Genomic DNA, 15,136 nt, shown 5'->3' with positions numbered 1-15,136 from the left:
AGCGCCGCTACAGACAGCTAACAAGCACCCATACAGATATATACTAAGTATGACGAATCCTATAGATGTGTCCTCCAACACACTTGAGGTAGATGCAGAACCAGTTCGGTTATCAGACGTTGTTGACCAACTTGATGTCACGGCCTATCAGGTCAATCTTGACACCGGAAACGGGTGTGTGCCCGTTGGTATCCACGTCGCGGCTCCCGACCGGGAGTGCGCCTGGAACAAGCTCCTGGTCGCGGTTGACCGTCTCGGAGCGCCGCGAAGCGTGCTGAAAGACCTGGATTTGGAAGAACTCTAAACGACCTGCATAGTCTGCATAGCTAAGACAACCCTTACACAAACTCTAATGGCAACGAACCACTCTAAAGTCGGCAAGCGGTGCGATCACTACGCTCTCGAAAACGCCCACCCTGACGAACTCTACTTCGACAGCGGGCAACCCGTCTTCGTCGCATACACGACGTCCGATGGGCGCTGGCACGAGAAGCACATCCACAAGAAGGTCACGTTCTACACGTCGAAGTGCCCCGAGTGTGGCGGTGATACCCGCTACGACCACCGCGCCATGCAAGCCTGTCTCAACGACTGTGGTGGCATCGCCGAACCCCAGGGGCGGCCCCTGGATTACTCCCGGTCGTCCGCTGGCCGATACTGCTGACCTAAGACAATCCTTACACAACTATGACTGAAGACCTAACTCTCACTGAACTTGCGGACCTCCGAGCGGACGTCCGACAGACGCACGAGCTGTTGACCGAACTCAAACAAGACGCGGCGAACATCGTGGACCGACTGAACCACAACCTCGATGCAGTATCCGCGACTCGTTTGGCGGTTGAAGACGAGACGACCGAAGCGGAACTACTCAACGAACAGTACGGCCTTATCATGGACACGCGCGACCTGGCGTCACTCGTCTACGAGCGCGTCGAACACGGTGACGCCGCACTCCGAGAGGAGGTGGACGCATGAGCCTCGTCCGCGTTGAGACTATCACCTACGACGGCACGGAGCCGTTCGAGGTTCCCGGCGAAGTCCTGGCGGTTCTCCACACCAACCACAACCAGAGTCGTATGACTGTGTTGTTGCGGGTGGACGTGGATCAGGCAGTGCTGGCCGACCCCGTGGAAGACGACGGGAAGGCGGAGGACACCCACTACTGCATCGGGATGAAGGGCGACGGTTCCCGGTGTACGCGCGAGGTCGACGACGTTGGTGACCGATGCTGGCAACACCCGGAGGAAGACGATGCCGAGTGAACACCGCTACGTTCGACTCGGAGAGGGCGTCTTCGTCGAGGTGACGTTCGACCCCGACCGCTACACCATCGACCGCTACGACGCCTGGGACGGCCTCCAACTCGTCTTCGACGGCCCTGATGGGACCGCGCGCTTGACGTGCGAACCGGTGGCCGTTGAGGAACGATGACCGACAAGCGAACCTGGACGGTCGCGGTCGACTTCGACATGACGCTCACGGCTGGCTCACCGAACCCGTACAAGACGGGCGGCGAGGAACCCAACTGGGAGATGATCGAGCGTGTCCGCGCCCTCAAGGAGAAGGGCCAACACGACATCATCATCTGGACCGCGCGGCCCTGGAGTCACGCGAGCCACGTTGCCGGGCTTCTCACGATGTGGGAGGTCCCGTTCAATGGCCTGAAGATGCAGAAGGGCGGCGCACACGTCTACGTCGATGACAAGGCCGTCAACTCGTTCAGCGAGACGCTCGACGACGACATAGACGCTCTGTTGACGTAGCACGCAACTCGGTGGTAGTCTGAAAATTCATGAAACGCCCAGCCGGGCGGCCACCCTACCAATCATGTTCGCTGAAGCATTTCAAGCCGCGCAAGCGGCATACAAAGTAACGATTCGGGACCCCAGCGGCGAGTTCGTTACCTTCGGACAGGACGACTTCGCGGAGTTACTCGTCCTTCCCGATGGGTCCCTGCAACGTATCGACATGGGTGGTGTCCAGCACGGTCACGCTGGCACCATCGTACAGGCAACCGGGTGCCTGAAGGTGTGGGTCACCACTGGTGGTGAAACCCGCAAAGAGGAACACATCGGGAAGGTCATGCGACTCCACGACGGTCGAATCCTGGCCTTCTACGACGACACCGTGACACCCGTGAAAGCCCCGTTCGCCGGGGGCGACATCAGGCGAATCAAGCGACAATACATATGACTGAAATCACCAACGCAGAGAAAGCGGCACAGCTCCCCAAGGAGATCGGCGAAGTTATCGGCGAGCGCAACGGCACCCACGGCGACCCCGTTGACAACCACGACCACATAGCAGACCTGTGGTCGGCGTATCTCGGGGTCGGACAGGAGGGAGACTCGACGGCCCACAACCTCCTGGCTCGCCCCCTGGAGGGTCACGAGGTGGCGGACCTGATGATTCTCCTGAAGCTCTCCCGCAAGCACGTCGGGGGGATGGACCTGGACCACTACCGGGATACCATTGGGTACGCGGCGATTGCGGCCCTCTACGTTCCGGGCTACATGGACGACGGCGACGAGTCCCTTGACGCGCTACGGAACTACCGACAGGAGGGCGCGGTCTACGAGAACCAGAACGCCGAGGAGATTGTGGACTGATGTGCCACGAGCTTCCCGATGATGAACTTGAGCGTTTGGTCCGCCTGGACGCCCAGCTCGCCGACATCGAAGAACGCCTGGACGCTATGATTGACGCCAACGACCAGGCGCTCCGGGTGGTGAACCACGACGAAGACACGGACTTCCAGCGGGCGACGTACTTACACGAGGGGTACTATGCCACCCGGTGAACAACCGCGGGAACCCGCGAAGTTCTCGCCCCGCGACCAGGTGATTGACCTGCTGATGCTCGCCCAAGAGCAAGAGCGGACGGTCATCGAGTTCTCGCGGCGCGGCGACCAGGTGTTCGCCATGGAGATCACGGACCACGTAGCGGAATTGGAGCGGTTGGTGAACGACTAATGGGATTCGTTGACGAGATCGAGAACAGCGACGAACAGCTCCCGCACATCTCCAAGTCGCGAGTCAAGACCTGGAAGACCTGCCCCCGGAAGTTCTGGTTCCAGTACATCTTCGGGTACCGAACCGGCGACACGTTCTACACGAAGCGCGGGACCCGTCTGCACAAGACCTACGAGTTGTTCCACGAGAACGCCGAAGCCGCGATTGACGCTGGGACGTTCGACGCGAGCTACCTGGAGCAATACCTGCCCTACGACGAGGTGGGGTTGTGGCTGGATTGGGTTGACCCGTTCGTGGTGAACTTCATCAGGTTCGAGGAACGCCGCTGGCACGAAGCCTGCAAGCACTCGGAGAACCCCGCGCGACTGTGGCTCCCCCAGGAGGTTGAGGCCGAGGGCTGGCTGGACGAACCGCCGGTCGCGGACTCCCCGCCATGGATGGGATACGCGGATGCGGTCCTTCACGCGGCGTCGGTTCCCGATGTTGACCGCGACGAGGGGTACGTTATCCTCGACTACAAGACCGGGAAGACGCCCGACCCGAAGTACCGCGAGGAAGGCATCTTCCTTGAGGGCGAGTTCTACGCGTGCCTGTTCGAAGACGAGCTGGAGATCGCGGCGGTCGCGGGCTACTACCCGATGAACGACGACTTCATTGTCGCGCCGTTGGACGACGCCCGGCGCGAGGTCATCAATGCCGCCGTGGAGATGATGATTGGGAGTCGGAAGATGGCGGACTTCCCCATCGAGGAACAGCCGTTGTGCAAGTGGAAGCCCGGCAAGGACAACGAGTGCGACTTCTACCGTATCTGTTCGAGTCGGTGGGGGTGCCGTGGTGGACCGGGACCGACGTTCGATGATGCACCCGACCGCGAGCGAGAGGAACCGACGACCCAGCCAGGGTACGGCGACCGCTGGCTGAACTAACCCGCCCCAGTGGGGCTGACAACCAAACCATGAGTGACGACATTACACTATACATCACCAAGACGGAGCCGGATTGCGAGTACGACCGAGCGGGAAACCCCATCGAACCGATTGTGCAGGTGTGGGGCCGCACCGAGGGCAACTACGCTGAACACATCAAGGTCCGCGGGTTCTACCCGTACTTCTACGTTGAGCCAGGACACGGCGTTACGGCGTCCCAGCACTCGGAGCTTCACGCGATTGAACACGGCGTCGGGGAGTCGCTGTTCGGCGACACGCTCGATAAGGTGTACTACAAGACGCCGTGGCCGTCGACCGCTCGCGAACTGAAGACGCTGTTCCCCGAGGGGACCGTGTACGAGTCGGACGTCTCCTACACGAACCGGTTCCTGATTGACATGGGTATCAAGACGGGGATGCAGGTACCGTCGCGTGACGTCTTCTACGACGAAGTAACGGCGGTGGACTTCACGGCTGACCTGCGTATCGTGACGTTCGACATCGAGACGGACGACCGCGGTGACTTCCCCGAACCTGGGGAGGCACACATCCTCGGGTTGGTCGCACACGACAACTACACCGACGAGACGGTTGCGTTCTACGACCTGGACGGTGACTCCTTTGAGGATCGCTTCGGGTGTGACGTACCGGAGAAGCTCTCGGACCTTGACCTGGACATCGGTGACGTTGACGGGTTCCTGTTCGAGCGCGACGAAGCGTCGATGCTGAAGCGGTTCGCGGAGTACATACAGGAGGTTGACCCGGACGTTCTGACGGCGTGGAACATCGACTTCGACGCGTCACAGCTCGTCGGGCGGATGGACGCTATCGGCGTGGACTCGGGGCGGCTGGCCCGCAACGGGCGGTCGTTCCTGCTGAAGTCCGGTGAGGCGCGTATCCTGGGCCGGGAGTGCTTCGACTTGCTGTATGCGTACAAGAAGTCCCAACTCAACGAACTTCCGTCGTACTCGCTCAACTCGGTCGCTCAGGCTGAGTTGGGTCATGAGAAGGTCGACCACTCGGGGATGGGCTACTACGAGATGTACCGCGACGACCCGGAGCTGTTCGTCCGCTACAACGTGATGGACGTGCAACTCGCGGTGGGCATCGACGGGAAGGCTGGTGTCTTCGACTTCAAGCAGGCCCTCCGCCATGAGGTCGGTATCTCGCTGGGGGAGACGCGGGACAACCACACGATGATCGAGATGTTCGCACGGCGCGAGCTGTTCGAGCGTGGGTTGGTTGCCCCGGACGCCCGCCACGAGGACGTCGACGAGTACGATGGCGCGCACGTCTTTGAGCCGTTCAAGGGCCTCACGAAGAACGTGACGGGGATGGACTTGGCTTCGCTGTACCCGAATACGATGGCGATGTTCAACATGAGTCCCGAGACGAAGGTCGAGGTTCCTGAGGCGATGCAGGACGCTGACCCGTCTGCGGTTGGGTCGATGCTCGGGATGAATCTCGCTCGCGCCCCGAACGGGACGTGGTTCAATCTGGACAAGCCGGGTATCTTCGCGGGCCTCGTTGACAAGGCGATTGGACTCAAGGAAGGCTATGGCGAAGCGAAGGATAAGGCGTCAGGTGCGGAGAGAGACGCTCTATCCGTAAAATACGCGGCGGCAAAGGCTGTTACTAACTCGCTCTACGGCGTGTTGGGATGGCGACACTTCTTCCTGTACGACAGGGACGTCGCACTCGCAATCACCAGTGCTGGGGTCGCTTGCATCAAAGAAACGGCCCGGTACATCTCCGAGGAAACTGACGGGCGAGTGATATACGGCGACACCGATTCGAACTACGTCGCGTGGCCGAAGGAGTGGCTCAAGGACCAGGTGCTTGACGCGGCCATGGCCGCCGCTGACTACCTCAACGACGAGCTGTACCCCGAGTTCGGGAAGACCTTCGGTGTCCCCCCGGAGATGAACCGCTGGGAGATTCAGGTTGAATCCTACGCGGTGACGTACTTCCAGCACGGCAAGAAGAAGAAGTACGCCATGCGGATTACGTGGGACGAGGGCAAGGACGTCGACAAGGAGAAGATCACGGGCTACCAGCGGTCGGACGTCTCGCCGCTCACCCAGGAGTTGATTAACGACGTTCTCTGGAACATCGTTCGGCACGGCGGCGACCAGGCGAAGATCGGGACGATGGTTCAGGAGGCCGCGGCGAAGATTACGTCAGACCCCGCTGACGCTGACATAATCGGGATTCCGGGTGGCCTCGGGAAAGAGATTAACCCGGACTGCACTACGCCGTCGTGTGACGACTGCTACCGCTGGAACCATGAGAACAACCACCCGACCGACGCCCACCCGCGGGCGGCCTGGTTCAGTAACCACCTCATCGGGACCGAGTTCGGCAAGGGGAGTAAGCCCAAGCGGGTGTACCTCCAGCCGAAGTTCAATGAGGGGGTCGGGACGGAGGTTGACGTTCTCGCGTTCGAGGAGGCACACGAGCTTCCCGATGATGTCCGCGTTGACGTCCAGCGCATGACCGGCGCGGCAATCATCAGCCCGATGGAGGATATTCTGGACGCCGCCGACATCGACGTTCACGCGGCTATCCGCGGGCAGACGCAGACCGGCCTGGGGGCGTTCCTATGAGCGTCAACGTCGACGACCTGCCCCCGCAGACACGAGCGAAGTATTGCGAGGAACATGGCCTCTACCATGTGAAGAACGCGATAGGCCTGTTCGTCTGTCCGTTCTGCGAGTGTAACATCGACTTTCAACAACAGGAGGAATCAGAATAATGGGAAGCACTGACTGGGAGGTATTCGACTACGAACGACAGCAGGTTACGGCGACGTTCTACTGGGAACCGACGCCGGAAGTGAAGGCGTTCTTCGAGGCGATGGGCTACTGGGTACGCCCGCACCAGCTCAACCCCGAGAGCGATTACTACGTGGAGTATTACTGATGAGCGAATTGGCCCCTAAGGAAACCTGTGGTCGGTGCGCGAAGTCCATGGAGTTTCAGGAGTACACTCGCATTGGGTTCGCCGTCTACAAGTGCGATCCATGTAAGTCGCGGCTATCGAAGCACGTCAGTCTCGCCCTGGCGCGAGAGTGGTTATCAGAACAGGAGTAAGTGAAAATGAAATTCGAGATTGTGAAACTTGGAGAGGAGAACCGCATACCGATTGCCAACGAGAAGCCCCTGATTCCAGGCGCGAAGATACGGTGCGCTCGGAACTTGGAGACGACGGCGTACAAGAACATCTGGACGGTCGAGGCCGCGAGTGTGTCGTCGTTGGCGAACCTCGCAGCGTCAGAAGTCTACTGGTTGTACCCACCGGAACACAACGGGACCGACCACAAGTTCGTGTTCGCGCCGGGTGACCCACGCCAATGACGCAACTGACGTGGGACGACATCACTGGGAATCCGCGAGAAGCCGGTGACCCACCCTTCCCGCAGGAACCCGGACCCCGACACCCACACGACCCAGGGAACCCGGAGCCACCGATACCGCCGGGCTACAGCGGTCGACCGCTTGACCCCGAGCATGGGTGTCCGTGGTGTCTCGCTCCGCCCTCGGAGTTTCACACGCGAGAGAACGCGCTTGGTGTGTCCTGTTCGCGGTGTGAGTGTCTCCTGCCGGTTGATGCGGAGTGGTTTCAGAAGGGTGATAAGATAGTGACGCTCCCGCAGGCGGCGCGGTTGTTCCAGTGTGCTGACGAATAAACAGGCAAATAACGCCGGCAACTCGGTGATATTCCCGGCAAAACCAAAACAGCGGTACGCGCTGTATGGCCGATTCTTTATATACTTCGCTTCCGTACTACTTAAACGACACCCGAGAGAAGCCGCAAACCGGCGCGACAGGCCTTCAAGCCACCGATTTGCGCTCCCGCGCGCTTAGGACGCTGTCTCGTAGGAGTCCGCCGGTTCAAATCCGGTCCCGCGCATTCCCGCGGCGAACACACCGTGAGCCGCGGGAATCTCGACGAGCGGATTTGAATCAGGGAGCGAACGAAGTGAGCGACCGTGGTTCGAATCCGGTCCCTGATGGGATTCCACCTTCGGACGAACGTGAGGGGAGGCATCGCGACGAGCGGATTTGAATCAGGGAGCGAACGAAGTGAGCGACCGTGGTTCAAATCCGGTCCCTGATGGGATTCCACCGTCGGGTGACCGTGGTTCGAATCTGGTCTGGCGTGTTCCTGTGGGGTGTTGTGGGCTGCTGTGCGTGGGGTGTGCCAGACGGGGGCGTGTTTTTGGGTGGTGTTGTCGTTTGTCGGGGTATGCGACGTCGTTCGTTCGTTGGGGCGGCAGTCGGTGGTGTGTTGGGGTCGGTAGCGGGGTGTGTGTCGTTCGGGCGTGAGTCGGGTGGTGAGTCGACGGGCGTTCCATCGACGACGGCGGCGCACGGTCGTCGTCGCGGTCGGTCGCGACCGGACGCTGTACGCGTACGACCGGCGTATCGCCGGCCGGACGCTACGGTTCCGGCAGACGCCCGAGGACGGCGTGGTGCGCGCCGGCGGGTCGCGGTGGCGCGTCGCGACCGGCGACGCGCTCGATGGTCCCTACGCAGGCAAGCGATTGGCGTCGGCCGCCGACGGCAGTCAGCTCTACTGGGCGGCGTGGCTCCAGTTCCACCCCGACACGACGGTGTACGGTATCGACTGACCGCGAGCCACTCGTCGGTCGGACAATCTCTCGACGTGACAGGTGGCGGGTGACAGTCGTCTGACTCCCGTCGGACGCTGCACAAGGCTTTTTGACGCGTGGGCGATTCTGTCTCGGTCATGGAGGATATCGGCGAGTTGTTCGACGGGTTGTTCGCTGACGTCGACGCCGTAGTGTTGTTCTCGCCGAGCGGCTCGTACTTCGAGCGGTTCGACGACCTGGAGGAGACGGACGTCGTCGTCATCGCGACGGAGAACTCGGTTGGTGCGGATTCGTTCGTGGAACTGCCGTTGGACTTCGACGAGGTCTCTCAGCGCGTGAAGTTCGGCCTCGAGGGCGCGCTCGAACAGGGCTTCATCGACGGCGGTGACATGGTCGTGTGTGCGACGAGCGTGTTCGACGGGACCGCCGACACGGTCTCGCGCGTTCGCGCCGACGAGGACGTTCGCTCGGGCGTCTACGACCTGTTCGCGAACTCGCGCGCCGAGGCCGCCGTCATCAAGAACGTCCTCGAGCTCGTCGTGGAACTCGGGAAGAAAGGCCAGAAGGGCGAACCCGTCGGCGCGCTGTTCGTCGTCGGTGATGCGGGGAAGGTCATGAACAAGTCCCGGCCGCTCTCGTACAATCCCTTCGAGAAGAGTCACGTCCACGTCGGCGACCCGATCGTGAACGTGATGCTGAAGGAGTTCTCGCGACTTGATGGTGCGTTCGTCATCTCCGACTCCGGGAAGATCGTGAGCGCGTACCGGTACCTGGAGCCGTCGGCGGAGGGCGTCGACATCCCGAAAGGCTTGGGGACGCGTCACATGGCGGCGGGTGCGGTGACGCGGGACACGAACGCGACCGCGATCGTGCTCTCCGAAAGCGACGGTCTCGTTCGCGCGTTCAAGGGTGGTGAACTCGTCCTGGAGATCGACCCGGAGGACTACTGATGGTGCTCCTACAGGTCGGTGACGCGGTCCGGTGGCTCGAGAACGCGGTCTCGAACCGGTTCGTGCTCGCGAGCGTCGTCGTCGTCATCGGCTTCCTCGTCGGATTCCTCATCGGGAAGCTCAGTCGTCGGGCGCTCAACGCGGCGGACGTCGACGACGCCGTCGAGGGAACGTCGTTCGAGCGCACCGCGCAGAGTCTCGGCACGTCGACGGTCGACATCATCTCGCGGCTGAGTTCGTGGTTCGTGTACGGGTTCGCGATACTCGTTGCGGTGTACGTCGCCGGGTTGAACGCGGCGTTGTTCTGGGCGGTCATCGTCGAGATGGTACCGCAGTTGTTCGTCGCGGTGCTCGTGCTGGTCGTCGGGTTCGTCGTCGCGGACAAGGCCGAACTCGTCGTCAGCGAGCGCTTGCGGGGGGTGAAACTCCCCGAGGTCGCGTTCATCCCGCGCGTCGTGAAGTACAGCGTCCTCTACGTCGCGGCGCTCATCTCGCTCAGTCAACTCGGCGTCGCGACCGAGGCCCTCATCGTGCTCCTGTTCGTGTACTTCTTCGGTATCGTCGTGTTCGGCGTCGTCGCGCTCTGGGACTTCCTGCGGTCGGGCGCCGCCGGCGTCTACCTCCTCCTCGAGCAGCCGTACAGTATCGGCGACCGCGTCCGCATCGGGGAGAGCGAGGGCGTCGTCCAGGAGGTCGACCTGTTCGTGACGCGCGTCGAGGACGACGACATGGAGTACGTCGTCCCGAACCGGAAGGTCCTCCGCGAGGGCGTCGCCCGCGAGCGCTGACCGGGCGGGACCGACGGCTTCCGCGGCCGACTGCGTCCGTACTCAGTCCTCCGAGAGGTCGTCCTCGGTCATCGGTTGCGCGGGAACGCCGGCGACGGTTGTGCCGGGTGGGACGTCCCGAGTCACGAGCGAGTTCGCGGCGACCTGCGCGCCGTCGCCGATCTCGACGCCGGGGAGGACGATGGCGCCGGCCCCGATCATCGCCCGCTCTCCGACGACGACGTCGCCGACGCGGTACTCCTCCTGGAGGAACTCGTGACAGAGCAGGGTCGCGTCGTATCCGATGATGGCGTGGTCCCCGATGGTGATGTGCTCGGGCCAGAACACGTCGGGCGTCGCCTCCAGCCCCCACGAGACGCCGTCCCCGACGGTGACACCGATGCGTCGCAACAGCCACGTCTTCAACTTCAGGCTCGGTGATATCCTGACGAGCCAGACGACGACGTAGTTCAGTGCGACGCGCAGCGGCGACTTCGCGCTCGTCCAGTGCTGGAGCGAGTTCAGCGGCCCCTGCGTCGGATAGCTCCGCACGCGGTCGTGTCGTGGTTCGGCGTCGCCCGCGCTGTCCTGGTCGTCGTCGCCCGCACGTTCCTCGTCGCTCACGCTACCTCGTAGCCGACGCTGGGTCTTGAATCCATCCCGGGCAGTGCCCGATATCGCGCGTGGCGCGAAAGCGACCGACGAGCGCGGGTTCGTCCCTCAGTCGCCGCGGAGTTCCTCGACGTGGTCGATCCGGGACTGGACGAGGTCGGCTTTCCCGACGTCGTGGCGGACGTGGAGGCCTTCGTCGCCGGCTTCGTCGAGGACGGCTTCGGCGACGGCTTCGGCGTCGCTGATGGTGTCGGCGATGCCGACGACGGCGAACGCGCGGCTCGTGGTGGTGTAGATGCCGTCGTCGCGTTCGTCGACGCTCGCGTAGAAGAGGAGTGCGTCACCGTCGTAGTCGGCGGCGACCTCGCGCGCACCGGCTTCGTCGACGGTGACCTTCGTCCCGGCCTCGGGGTCGACGGGGTAGCCTTCGGGAGCGGCGTACTTGCAGACCGTCGCCCGGTTCTGGAACTCGAGCTCGGGGAGCGGGCGGCCGTCGCGCGCGGCCTGCATGACCTCGACGTAGTCCGTCTCGAGGACGGGGAGGGTGTTCATCGCTTCCGGGTCACCGAAGCGCGCGTTGAACTCGACGACCTTGATACCGTCCGCCGTGAGCATGAACTGCCCGTAGAGGATGCCGCGGTAGTCGTCGAGCGCGTCCACGGTCGCTTCGAGGACCTGGAGCGCCTCGAAGCTGTCCGCCTCCGTCATGAACGGCAACTGGAACTCGGGGGCGGTGTAGCTCCCCATGCCGCCCGTGTTCGGGCCTTCGTCGCCCTCGTAGGCGCGCTTGTGGTCCTGCACCGCTGGCGTGACGAGGACGTCGTCGCCGGCGACGAACGCCTGGATGGTGAACTCCTCGCCGACGAGACGCTCCTCGACGACCCAGTCGTCCCAGTCGCTGTCGCGCATGTAGTCGACCGCTTCGCTCTTGGTCAGTTGGTCGCCGGTGACGCGCACGCCCTTCCCGCCCGTGAGGCCGACGGGTTTGACGGCGACGTCGCCGTCGTACTCCTCGACGTAGTCGCACGCCTCGTCGACGTCCTCGAACGTCGCGTAGTCGATGCGGCCAGGGATCTCGTGGCGCTCCATGAACTCTCGCTGGAACGCCTTGTCCGTCTCGATGCGCGCGTCGGCCTCGCGTGGTGCGAACGCGTACACGTCGGCGTCCTCGAGCGCGTCGACGACGCCGGCCTGCAGCGGGGACTCCGGGCCGATGGCGGCGATGGTCGCGCCCACTTCGAGCGCGTAGTCGACGACTGCGTCGGGGTCGTTCTCGTCGAGCGTCTCGAAGTCCTCGGCGAGCCGCGCGATGCCGGGGTTGCGGTTGCTCGCGCACGCGTAGAGGTCGGCGGGCTCATCGGCTTCGTCGACCGCTCGGGCGATGGCGTGCTCGCGGCCACCGCCGCCGACGAGCAGGACGGTCTCTGTCATACGCGAAACCGGTACGCACGACGCTGTAAAGTTTGCCCTTCCACGCGCCGAGAGTATCCACGGACGTGCGTACCGAATGGGTCTGGGCGCGCGATGACCGCGTGATTATCGTCCGCCGTCGCCGTCGGTCAGTTCGTCGAGGCGAGCGTCGACCTCGTCCTCGTCGACGTTCCCGCGAGCGTACTCGCGGCGGAGTTCAGCGAGCGAGCGCTCGCCGTCATCGTCGTCGCCGCGACGCTTCGCGACGACGAACGTGACGACGGCCGCGCCGACGACGATGGCGACGGGGCCGACGTCCGTCAACCCGTTCGCGAGGTCGGGTGCGAGCACACCGAGCGCGACGACGAGGACGGTGCACCCGACGAGGAACAGCTTCAATGGGAGGAGGTCGTCGTTCACGACCCCAGCATCGCCGCCACTCCTCAAAGAGCCTGCGTTTCCAGGGGTCGAAGCCCGCCCGGAGATCCCGGTCCCGTCCTGCACGGGGATTTCGGCCCTGTCCTGCACGGGGATTCCGGTCCTCTTCCGACCACGGACCTCGGTCGTGACTCGGTCGCGGGCGAGGCGACCGCGACGAACGCCTTTACCCGCCATCGCCTCCAACCAGCGAGTATGACCGAGCCCACGGACCGGAATCGCCTCGACGAGGAGGCGTCGCCGTACCTCCGACAGCACGCCGACAACCCCGTGAACTGGCAGCCCTGGGACGACGCGGCGCTCGACGCGGCGCGCGAGCAGGACAAACCCATCTTCCTCTCCATCGGGTACTCGGCGTGCCACTGGTGTCACGTCATGGAGGACGAGAGCTTCCAGGACGACGACGTCGCGGAACTCCTGAACGAGCACTTCGTCCCCATCAAGGTCGACCGCGAGGAACGCCCGGACGTCGACTCCATCTACATGACCGTCTGCCAGACCGTCACGGGACGGGGCGGCTGGCCGCTGTCAGCGTGGCTGACGCCCGAGGGGAAGCCGTTCTACGTCGGGACGTACTTCCCGAAGGAACCCCAGCGGAACATGCCCGGGTTCGAGAACCTCCTGGAGCGCATCGCTGACTCCTGGGGGAACGACGACGACCGCCGGGAGATGGAGAATCGCGCGGACCAGTGGACGGCCGCGGCGAAGGACCGCCTCGAGGACGTGCCGTCGGCGGGCGCGGACGCGCCGGACGACGACGTGCTCGCGGACGCCGCCGCGGCGATCGTTCGCGGCGCCGACCGCGAGTACGGCGGGTTCGGGAACCAGGGCCCGAAGTTCCCGCAGGCCGCTCGCCTCCACGTCCTCCTGGCCGCGCACCACGAGAGCGCCCGCGAGGCGCCCCGCGACGTCGTCCGGGAGACGCTCGACGCGATGGCGGACGGCGGGCTCTACGACCACGTCGGCGGTGGCTTCCACCGGTACTGTACGGACCGCGACTGGACGGTTCCGCACTTCGAGAAGATGCTGTACGACAACGCCGAACTCCCCCGGGTCTTCCTCGCGGGCTACCAGGTCACGGGCGAGGAGCGGTACGCCGACGTCGTCCGCGAGACCGTCGACTTCATCGAGCGCGAACTCCGCCACCCCGACGGCGGGCTGTACGCGACGCTCGACGCGCAGAGCGAGACGGCCGAGGGCGACCACGAGGAGGGCGCGTTCTACGTGTGGACGCCCGAATCGGTCGCCGACGCGGTCGCGGCGAGCGAATCGTGCGAGCCCGCGGACGCGGACCTGTTCTGCGAGCGCTTCGGCGTCACCGACTCGGGGAACTTCGAGGACGACCAGACGGTGCTCACCATCTCGGCGTCCGTCGACGACCTCGCCGACGACCACGACCTGGACGCGGCCCCGGTCCGGGAGCGTCTCGAACGCGCTCGCGAGGCCGTCTTCGCCGCTCGCGACGAGCGCCCGCGACCGCGGCGCGACGGGAAGGTGCTCGCCGGCTGGAACGGCCTCGCCGTCAGCGCGCTCGCCGAGAGCGCCATCGTCCTCGAGGACGACGGGCACGCCGAACTCGCGGGTGACGCGCTCGCGTTCGTCCGCGAGTACCTCTGGGACGACGCCGAGGAGCGGCTCTCGCGACGTGCAGTTCCAATGGAGGACGCCGAGGGCGGGCTGGACGTCCAGGGCGAGGGCTACCTGGAGGACTACGCGTTCCTCGCTCGCGGCGCGTTCGACCACTACCAGGCAACTGGTGCCGTCGAGTCGCTCGCGTTCGCGCTCGACCTCGCGGACGTCGTCCGTGAGGAGTTCTACGACGCCGACGCCGGGAGCGTCTTCTTCACGCCCGCGTCCGGCGAATCCCTCGTCGTCCGTCCGCAGGAGGTCCGCGACCAGTCCACGCCCTCCAGCCTCGGCGTCGCGTGCGACGTCCTCCTGAGCCTCGACCACTTCGCGACCGACGACCGCTACGAGTCCGTCGTCGAGACCGTCCTGGAACGCCACGGCGCCCGCATCGAAGCCAGCCCCGTCGAGCACCCGACGCTCGCGCTCGTCGCCGACCGCTACCGGCGCGGCGACGCTGAACTCACACTCGCGTGCGACGACCGCCCCCCGGAGTTCCGCGAGACGCTCGCCGAAACCTTCCTCCCGCGTCGCGTCGTCGCGCAACGCCCCGCGAGCGCAGACCGCCTCGACGCGTGGCTCGACGAACTCGGACTCGACGAGGCACCACCCATCTGGGCGGGTCGCGACGCCCGCGACGGCCCGACCGCGTACGCGTGCCGGTCGTTCGCGTGCTCGCCACCGGCGGACGCGCTCGCCGACGCCATCGCGTTCTTCGACGACTAACCCGGCGCGCCCGGGGCGCCGGAACGGTGCCGTTCACGACGCCGTCACAGAAATCGACGCTCGATTCAGCCACAACGGTTTTGCGTCGACA

The 15,136-nt window shown here is 64.2% G+C and carries 21 protein-coding genes; 18 read left to right on the top strand and 3 right to left on the bottom strand.

From position 1 onward, the window contains the following. The first annotated feature begins 67 nt into the window (after positions 1-67). The 17 genes from VYJ16_RS12715 (at position 68) to VYJ16_RS12635 (ending at position 10,254) form a co-directional block, all read left to right on the top strand. Positions 68-304 (top strand): hypothetical protein, encoded by a 237-nt coding sequence (locus tag VYJ16_RS12715; RefSeq protein ID WP_336350680.1) that lies wholly within the window; start codon positions 68-70, stop codon positions 302-304. A gap of 48 nt (positions 305-352) precedes the next feature. Continuing rightward, on the top strand, positions 353-664 hold the full coding sequence (locus VYJ16_RS12710; protein WP_336350679.1) for an SH3 domain-containing protein: 312 nt from the start codon (positions 353-355) through the stop codon (positions 662-664). 23 nt (positions 665-687) lie between these two features. Beyond that, the gene (locus tag VYJ16_RS12705; RefSeq protein ID WP_336350678.1) at positions 688-978 is read left to right on the top strand and encodes a hypothetical protein; all 291 of its coding nucleotides are present in this window, start codon (positions 688-690) and stop codon (positions 976-978) included. Then, positions 975-1,265, top strand: a complete 291-nt coding sequence (locus VYJ16_RS12700; RefSeq protein ID WP_336350677.1) for a hypothetical protein — start codon at positions 975-977, stop codon at positions 1,263-1,265. The genes VYJ16_RS12705 and VYJ16_RS12700 overlap by 4 nt, the downstream gene beginning before the upstream one ends. Beyond that, positions 1,255-1,434, top strand: a complete 180-nt coding sequence (locus VYJ16_RS12695) for a hypothetical protein (protein ID WP_336350676.1) — start codon at positions 1,255-1,257, stop codon at positions 1,432-1,434. The genes VYJ16_RS12700 and VYJ16_RS12695 overlap by 11 nt, the downstream gene beginning before the upstream one ends. Further along, positions 1,431-1,766: a hypothetical protein gene (locus tag VYJ16_RS12690; RefSeq protein WP_336350675.1), complete on the top strand. Its 336-nt coding sequence runs from the start codon at positions 1,431-1,433 to the stop codon at positions 1,764-1,766. Before VYJ16_RS12695 ends, VYJ16_RS12690 begins: the two co-directional genes overlap by 4 nt. A 64-nt stretch (positions 1,767-1,830) precedes the next feature. Then, positions 1,831-2,196 (top strand): hypothetical protein, encoded by a 366-nt coding sequence (locus VYJ16_RS12685; protein WP_336350674.1) that lies wholly within the window; start codon positions 1,831-1,833, stop codon positions 2,194-2,196. After that, positions 2,193-2,612: a DUF6378 domain-containing protein gene (locus tag VYJ16_RS12680; protein ID WP_336350673.1), complete on the top strand. Its 420-nt coding sequence runs from the start codon at positions 2,193-2,195 to the stop codon at positions 2,610-2,612. Before VYJ16_RS12685 ends, VYJ16_RS12680 begins: the two co-directional genes overlap by 4 nt. Next, the gene (locus tag VYJ16_RS12675; protein WP_336350672.1) at positions 2,612-2,803 is read left to right on the top strand and encodes a hypothetical protein; all 192 of its coding nucleotides are present in this window, start codon (positions 2,612-2,614) and stop codon (positions 2,801-2,803) included. Before VYJ16_RS12680 ends, VYJ16_RS12675 begins: the two co-directional genes overlap by 1 nt. Next, positions 2,790-2,975: a hypothetical protein gene (locus VYJ16_RS12670; protein ID WP_336350671.1), complete on the top strand. Its 186-nt coding sequence runs from the start codon at positions 2,790-2,792 to the stop codon at positions 2,973-2,975. Before VYJ16_RS12675 ends, VYJ16_RS12670 begins: the two co-directional genes overlap by 14 nt. Beyond that, complete coding sequence (locus VYJ16_RS12665) at positions 2,975-3,901, top strand: RecB family exonuclease (protein WP_336350670.1); 927 nt, start codon at positions 2,975-2,977, stop codon at positions 3,899-3,901. Before VYJ16_RS12670 ends, VYJ16_RS12665 begins: the two co-directional genes overlap by 1 nt. Positions 3,902-3,930: 29 nt before the next feature. After that, positions 3,931-6,507 (top strand): DNA-directed DNA polymerase, encoded by a 2,577-nt coding sequence (locus VYJ16_RS12660; protein ID WP_336350669.1) that lies wholly within the window; start codon positions 3,931-3,933, stop codon positions 6,505-6,507. Positions 6,508-6,655: 148 nt separating this feature from the next. Continuing rightward, on the top strand, positions 6,656-6,823 hold the full coding sequence (locus VYJ16_RS12655; protein WP_336350668.1) for a hypothetical protein: 168 nt from the start codon (positions 6,656-6,658) through the stop codon (positions 6,821-6,823). Between the two features lie 176 nt (positions 6,824-6,999). Continuing rightward, entirely contained in the window at positions 7,000-7,257 is a 258-nt protein-coding gene (locus tag VYJ16_RS12650) for a hypothetical protein (RefSeq protein WP_336350667.1), read from the top strand. A gap of 980 nt (positions 7,258-8,237) precedes the next feature. Then, positions 8,238-8,534, top strand: coding sequence for a hypothetical protein (locus VYJ16_RS12645; RefSeq protein WP_336350666.1), 297 nt, complete (start codon positions 8,238-8,240; stop codon positions 8,532-8,534). A gap of 119 nt (positions 8,535-8,653) precedes the next feature. After that, a complete protein-coding gene (dacZ, locus tag VYJ16_RS12640) occupies positions 8,654-9,466 on the top strand; it encodes a diadenylate cyclase DacZ (RefSeq protein ID WP_336350665.1) in 813 nt (270 codons plus the stop codon). Continuing rightward, on the top strand, positions 9,466-10,254 hold the full coding sequence (locus tag VYJ16_RS12635) for a mechanosensitive ion channel domain-containing protein (RefSeq protein ID WP_336350664.1): 789 nt from the start codon (positions 9,466-9,468) through the stop codon (positions 10,252-10,254). The genes dacZ and VYJ16_RS12635 overlap by 1 nt, the downstream gene beginning before the upstream one ends. A 42-nt stretch (positions 10,255-10,296) precedes the next feature. Here the strand turns inward: VYJ16_RS12635 and VYJ16_RS12630 are convergent, their stop codons facing one another. From VYJ16_RS12630 to VYJ16_RS12620, 3 genes are all read right to left on the bottom strand, one after another. Next, the gene (locus VYJ16_RS12630; RefSeq protein WP_336350663.1) at positions 10,297-10,857 is read right to left on the bottom strand and encodes an acyltransferase; all 561 of its coding nucleotides are present in this window, start codon (positions 10,855-10,857) and stop codon (positions 10,297-10,299) included. A gap of 96 nt (positions 10,858-10,953) precedes the next feature. Further along, positions 10,954-12,276, bottom strand: a complete 1,323-nt coding sequence (gene purD, locus VYJ16_RS12625) for a phosphoribosylamine--glycine ligase (protein WP_336350662.1) — start codon at positions 12,274-12,276, stop codon at positions 10,954-10,956. Positions 12,277-12,381: 105 nt separating this feature from the next. Continuing rightward, positions 12,382-12,675 (bottom strand): hypothetical protein, encoded by a 294-nt coding sequence (locus VYJ16_RS12620; protein WP_336350661.1) that lies wholly within the window; start codon positions 12,673-12,675, stop codon positions 12,382-12,384. A gap of 213 nt (positions 12,676-12,888) precedes the next feature. Here VYJ16_RS12620 and VYJ16_RS12615 point away from each other — a divergent pair, with 213 nt between their 5' ends. Next, entirely contained in the window at positions 12,889-15,045 is a 2,157-nt protein-coding gene (locus tag VYJ16_RS12615) for a thioredoxin domain-containing protein (RefSeq protein ID WP_336350660.1), read from the top strand. The last annotated feature ends 91 nt before the right edge of the window (positions 15,046-15,136 follow it).

It is taken from the genome of Halorubellus litoreus (genome assembly GCF_037081675.1).
GTDB lineage: Archaea > Halobacteriota > Halobacteria > Halobacteriales > Natrialbaceae > Halorubellus > Halorubellus litoreus.
The sequence above is the reverse complement of the archived record's forward strand: the minus strand, read 5'-3'. Positions and strand labels throughout refer to the sequence as shown.

What these genes read in the sequence shown, in the direction of transcription:
- VYJ16_RS12695 (WP_336350676.1), top strand. Translation starts at nt 1,255, where the DNA reads ATGCCGAGTGAACACCGCTACGTTCGACTCGGAGAGGGCGTCTTCGTC.
- VYJ16_RS12675 (WP_336350672.1), top strand. Translation starts at nt 2,612, where the DNA reads ATGTGCCACGAGCTTCCCGATGATGAACTTGAGCGTTTGGTCCGCCTG.
- dacZ (WP_336350665.1), top strand. Translation starts at nt 8,654, where the DNA reads ATGGAGGATATCGGCGAGTTGTTCGACGGGTTGTTCGCTGACGTCGAC.
- VYJ16_RS12615 (WP_336350660.1), top strand. Translation starts at nt 12,889, where the DNA reads ATGACCGAGCCCACGGACCGGAATCGCCTCGACGAGGAGGCGTCGCCG.
- VYJ16_RS12685 (WP_336350674.1), top strand. Translation starts at nt 1,831, where the DNA reads ATGTTCGCTGAAGCATTTCAAGCCGCGCAAGCGGCATACAAAGTAACG.
- VYJ16_RS12710 (WP_336350679.1), top strand. Translation starts at nt 353, where the DNA reads ATGGCAACGAACCACTCTAAAGTCGGCAAGCGGTGCGATCACTACGCT.
- purD (WP_336350662.1), bottom strand. Translation starts at nt 12,276, where the DNA reads ATGACAGAGACCGTCCTGCTCGTCGGCGGCGGTGGCCGCGAGCACGCC.
- VYJ16_RS12680 (WP_336350673.1), top strand. Translation starts at nt 2,193, where the DNA reads ATGACTGAAATCACCAACGCAGAGAAAGCGGCACAGCTCCCCAAGGAG.
- VYJ16_RS12650 (WP_336350667.1), top strand. Translation starts at nt 7,000, where the DNA reads ATGAAATTCGAGATTGTGAAACTTGGAGAGGAGAACCGCATACCGATT.
- VYJ16_RS12705 (WP_336350678.1), top strand. Translation starts at nt 688, where the DNA reads ATGACTGAAGACCTAACTCTCACTGAACTTGCGGACCTCCGAGCGGAC.
- VYJ16_RS12655 (WP_336350668.1), top strand. Translation starts at nt 6,656, where the DNA reads ATGGGAAGCACTGACTGGGAGGTATTCGACTACGAACGACAGCAGGTT.
- VYJ16_RS12690 (WP_336350675.1), top strand. Translation starts at nt 1,431, where the DNA reads ATGACCGACAAGCGAACCTGGACGGTCGCGGTCGACTTCGACATGACG.
- VYJ16_RS12635 (WP_336350664.1), top strand. Translation starts at nt 9,466, where the DNA reads ATGGTGCTCCTACAGGTCGGTGACGCGGTCCGGTGGCTCGAGAACGCG.
- VYJ16_RS12665 (WP_336350670.1), top strand. Translation starts at nt 2,975, where the DNA reads ATGGGATTCGTTGACGAGATCGAGAACAGCGACGAACAGCTCCCGCAC.
- VYJ16_RS12700 (WP_336350677.1), top strand. Translation starts at nt 975, where the DNA reads ATGAGCCTCGTCCGCGTTGAGACTATCACCTACGACGGCACGGAGCCG.
- VYJ16_RS12660 (WP_336350669.1), top strand. Translation starts at nt 3,931, where the DNA reads ATGAGTGACGACATTACACTATACATCACCAAGACGGAGCCGGATTGC.
- VYJ16_RS12670 (WP_336350671.1), top strand. Translation starts at nt 2,790, where the DNA reads ATGCCACCCGGTGAACAACCGCGGGAACCCGCGAAGTTCTCGCCCCGC.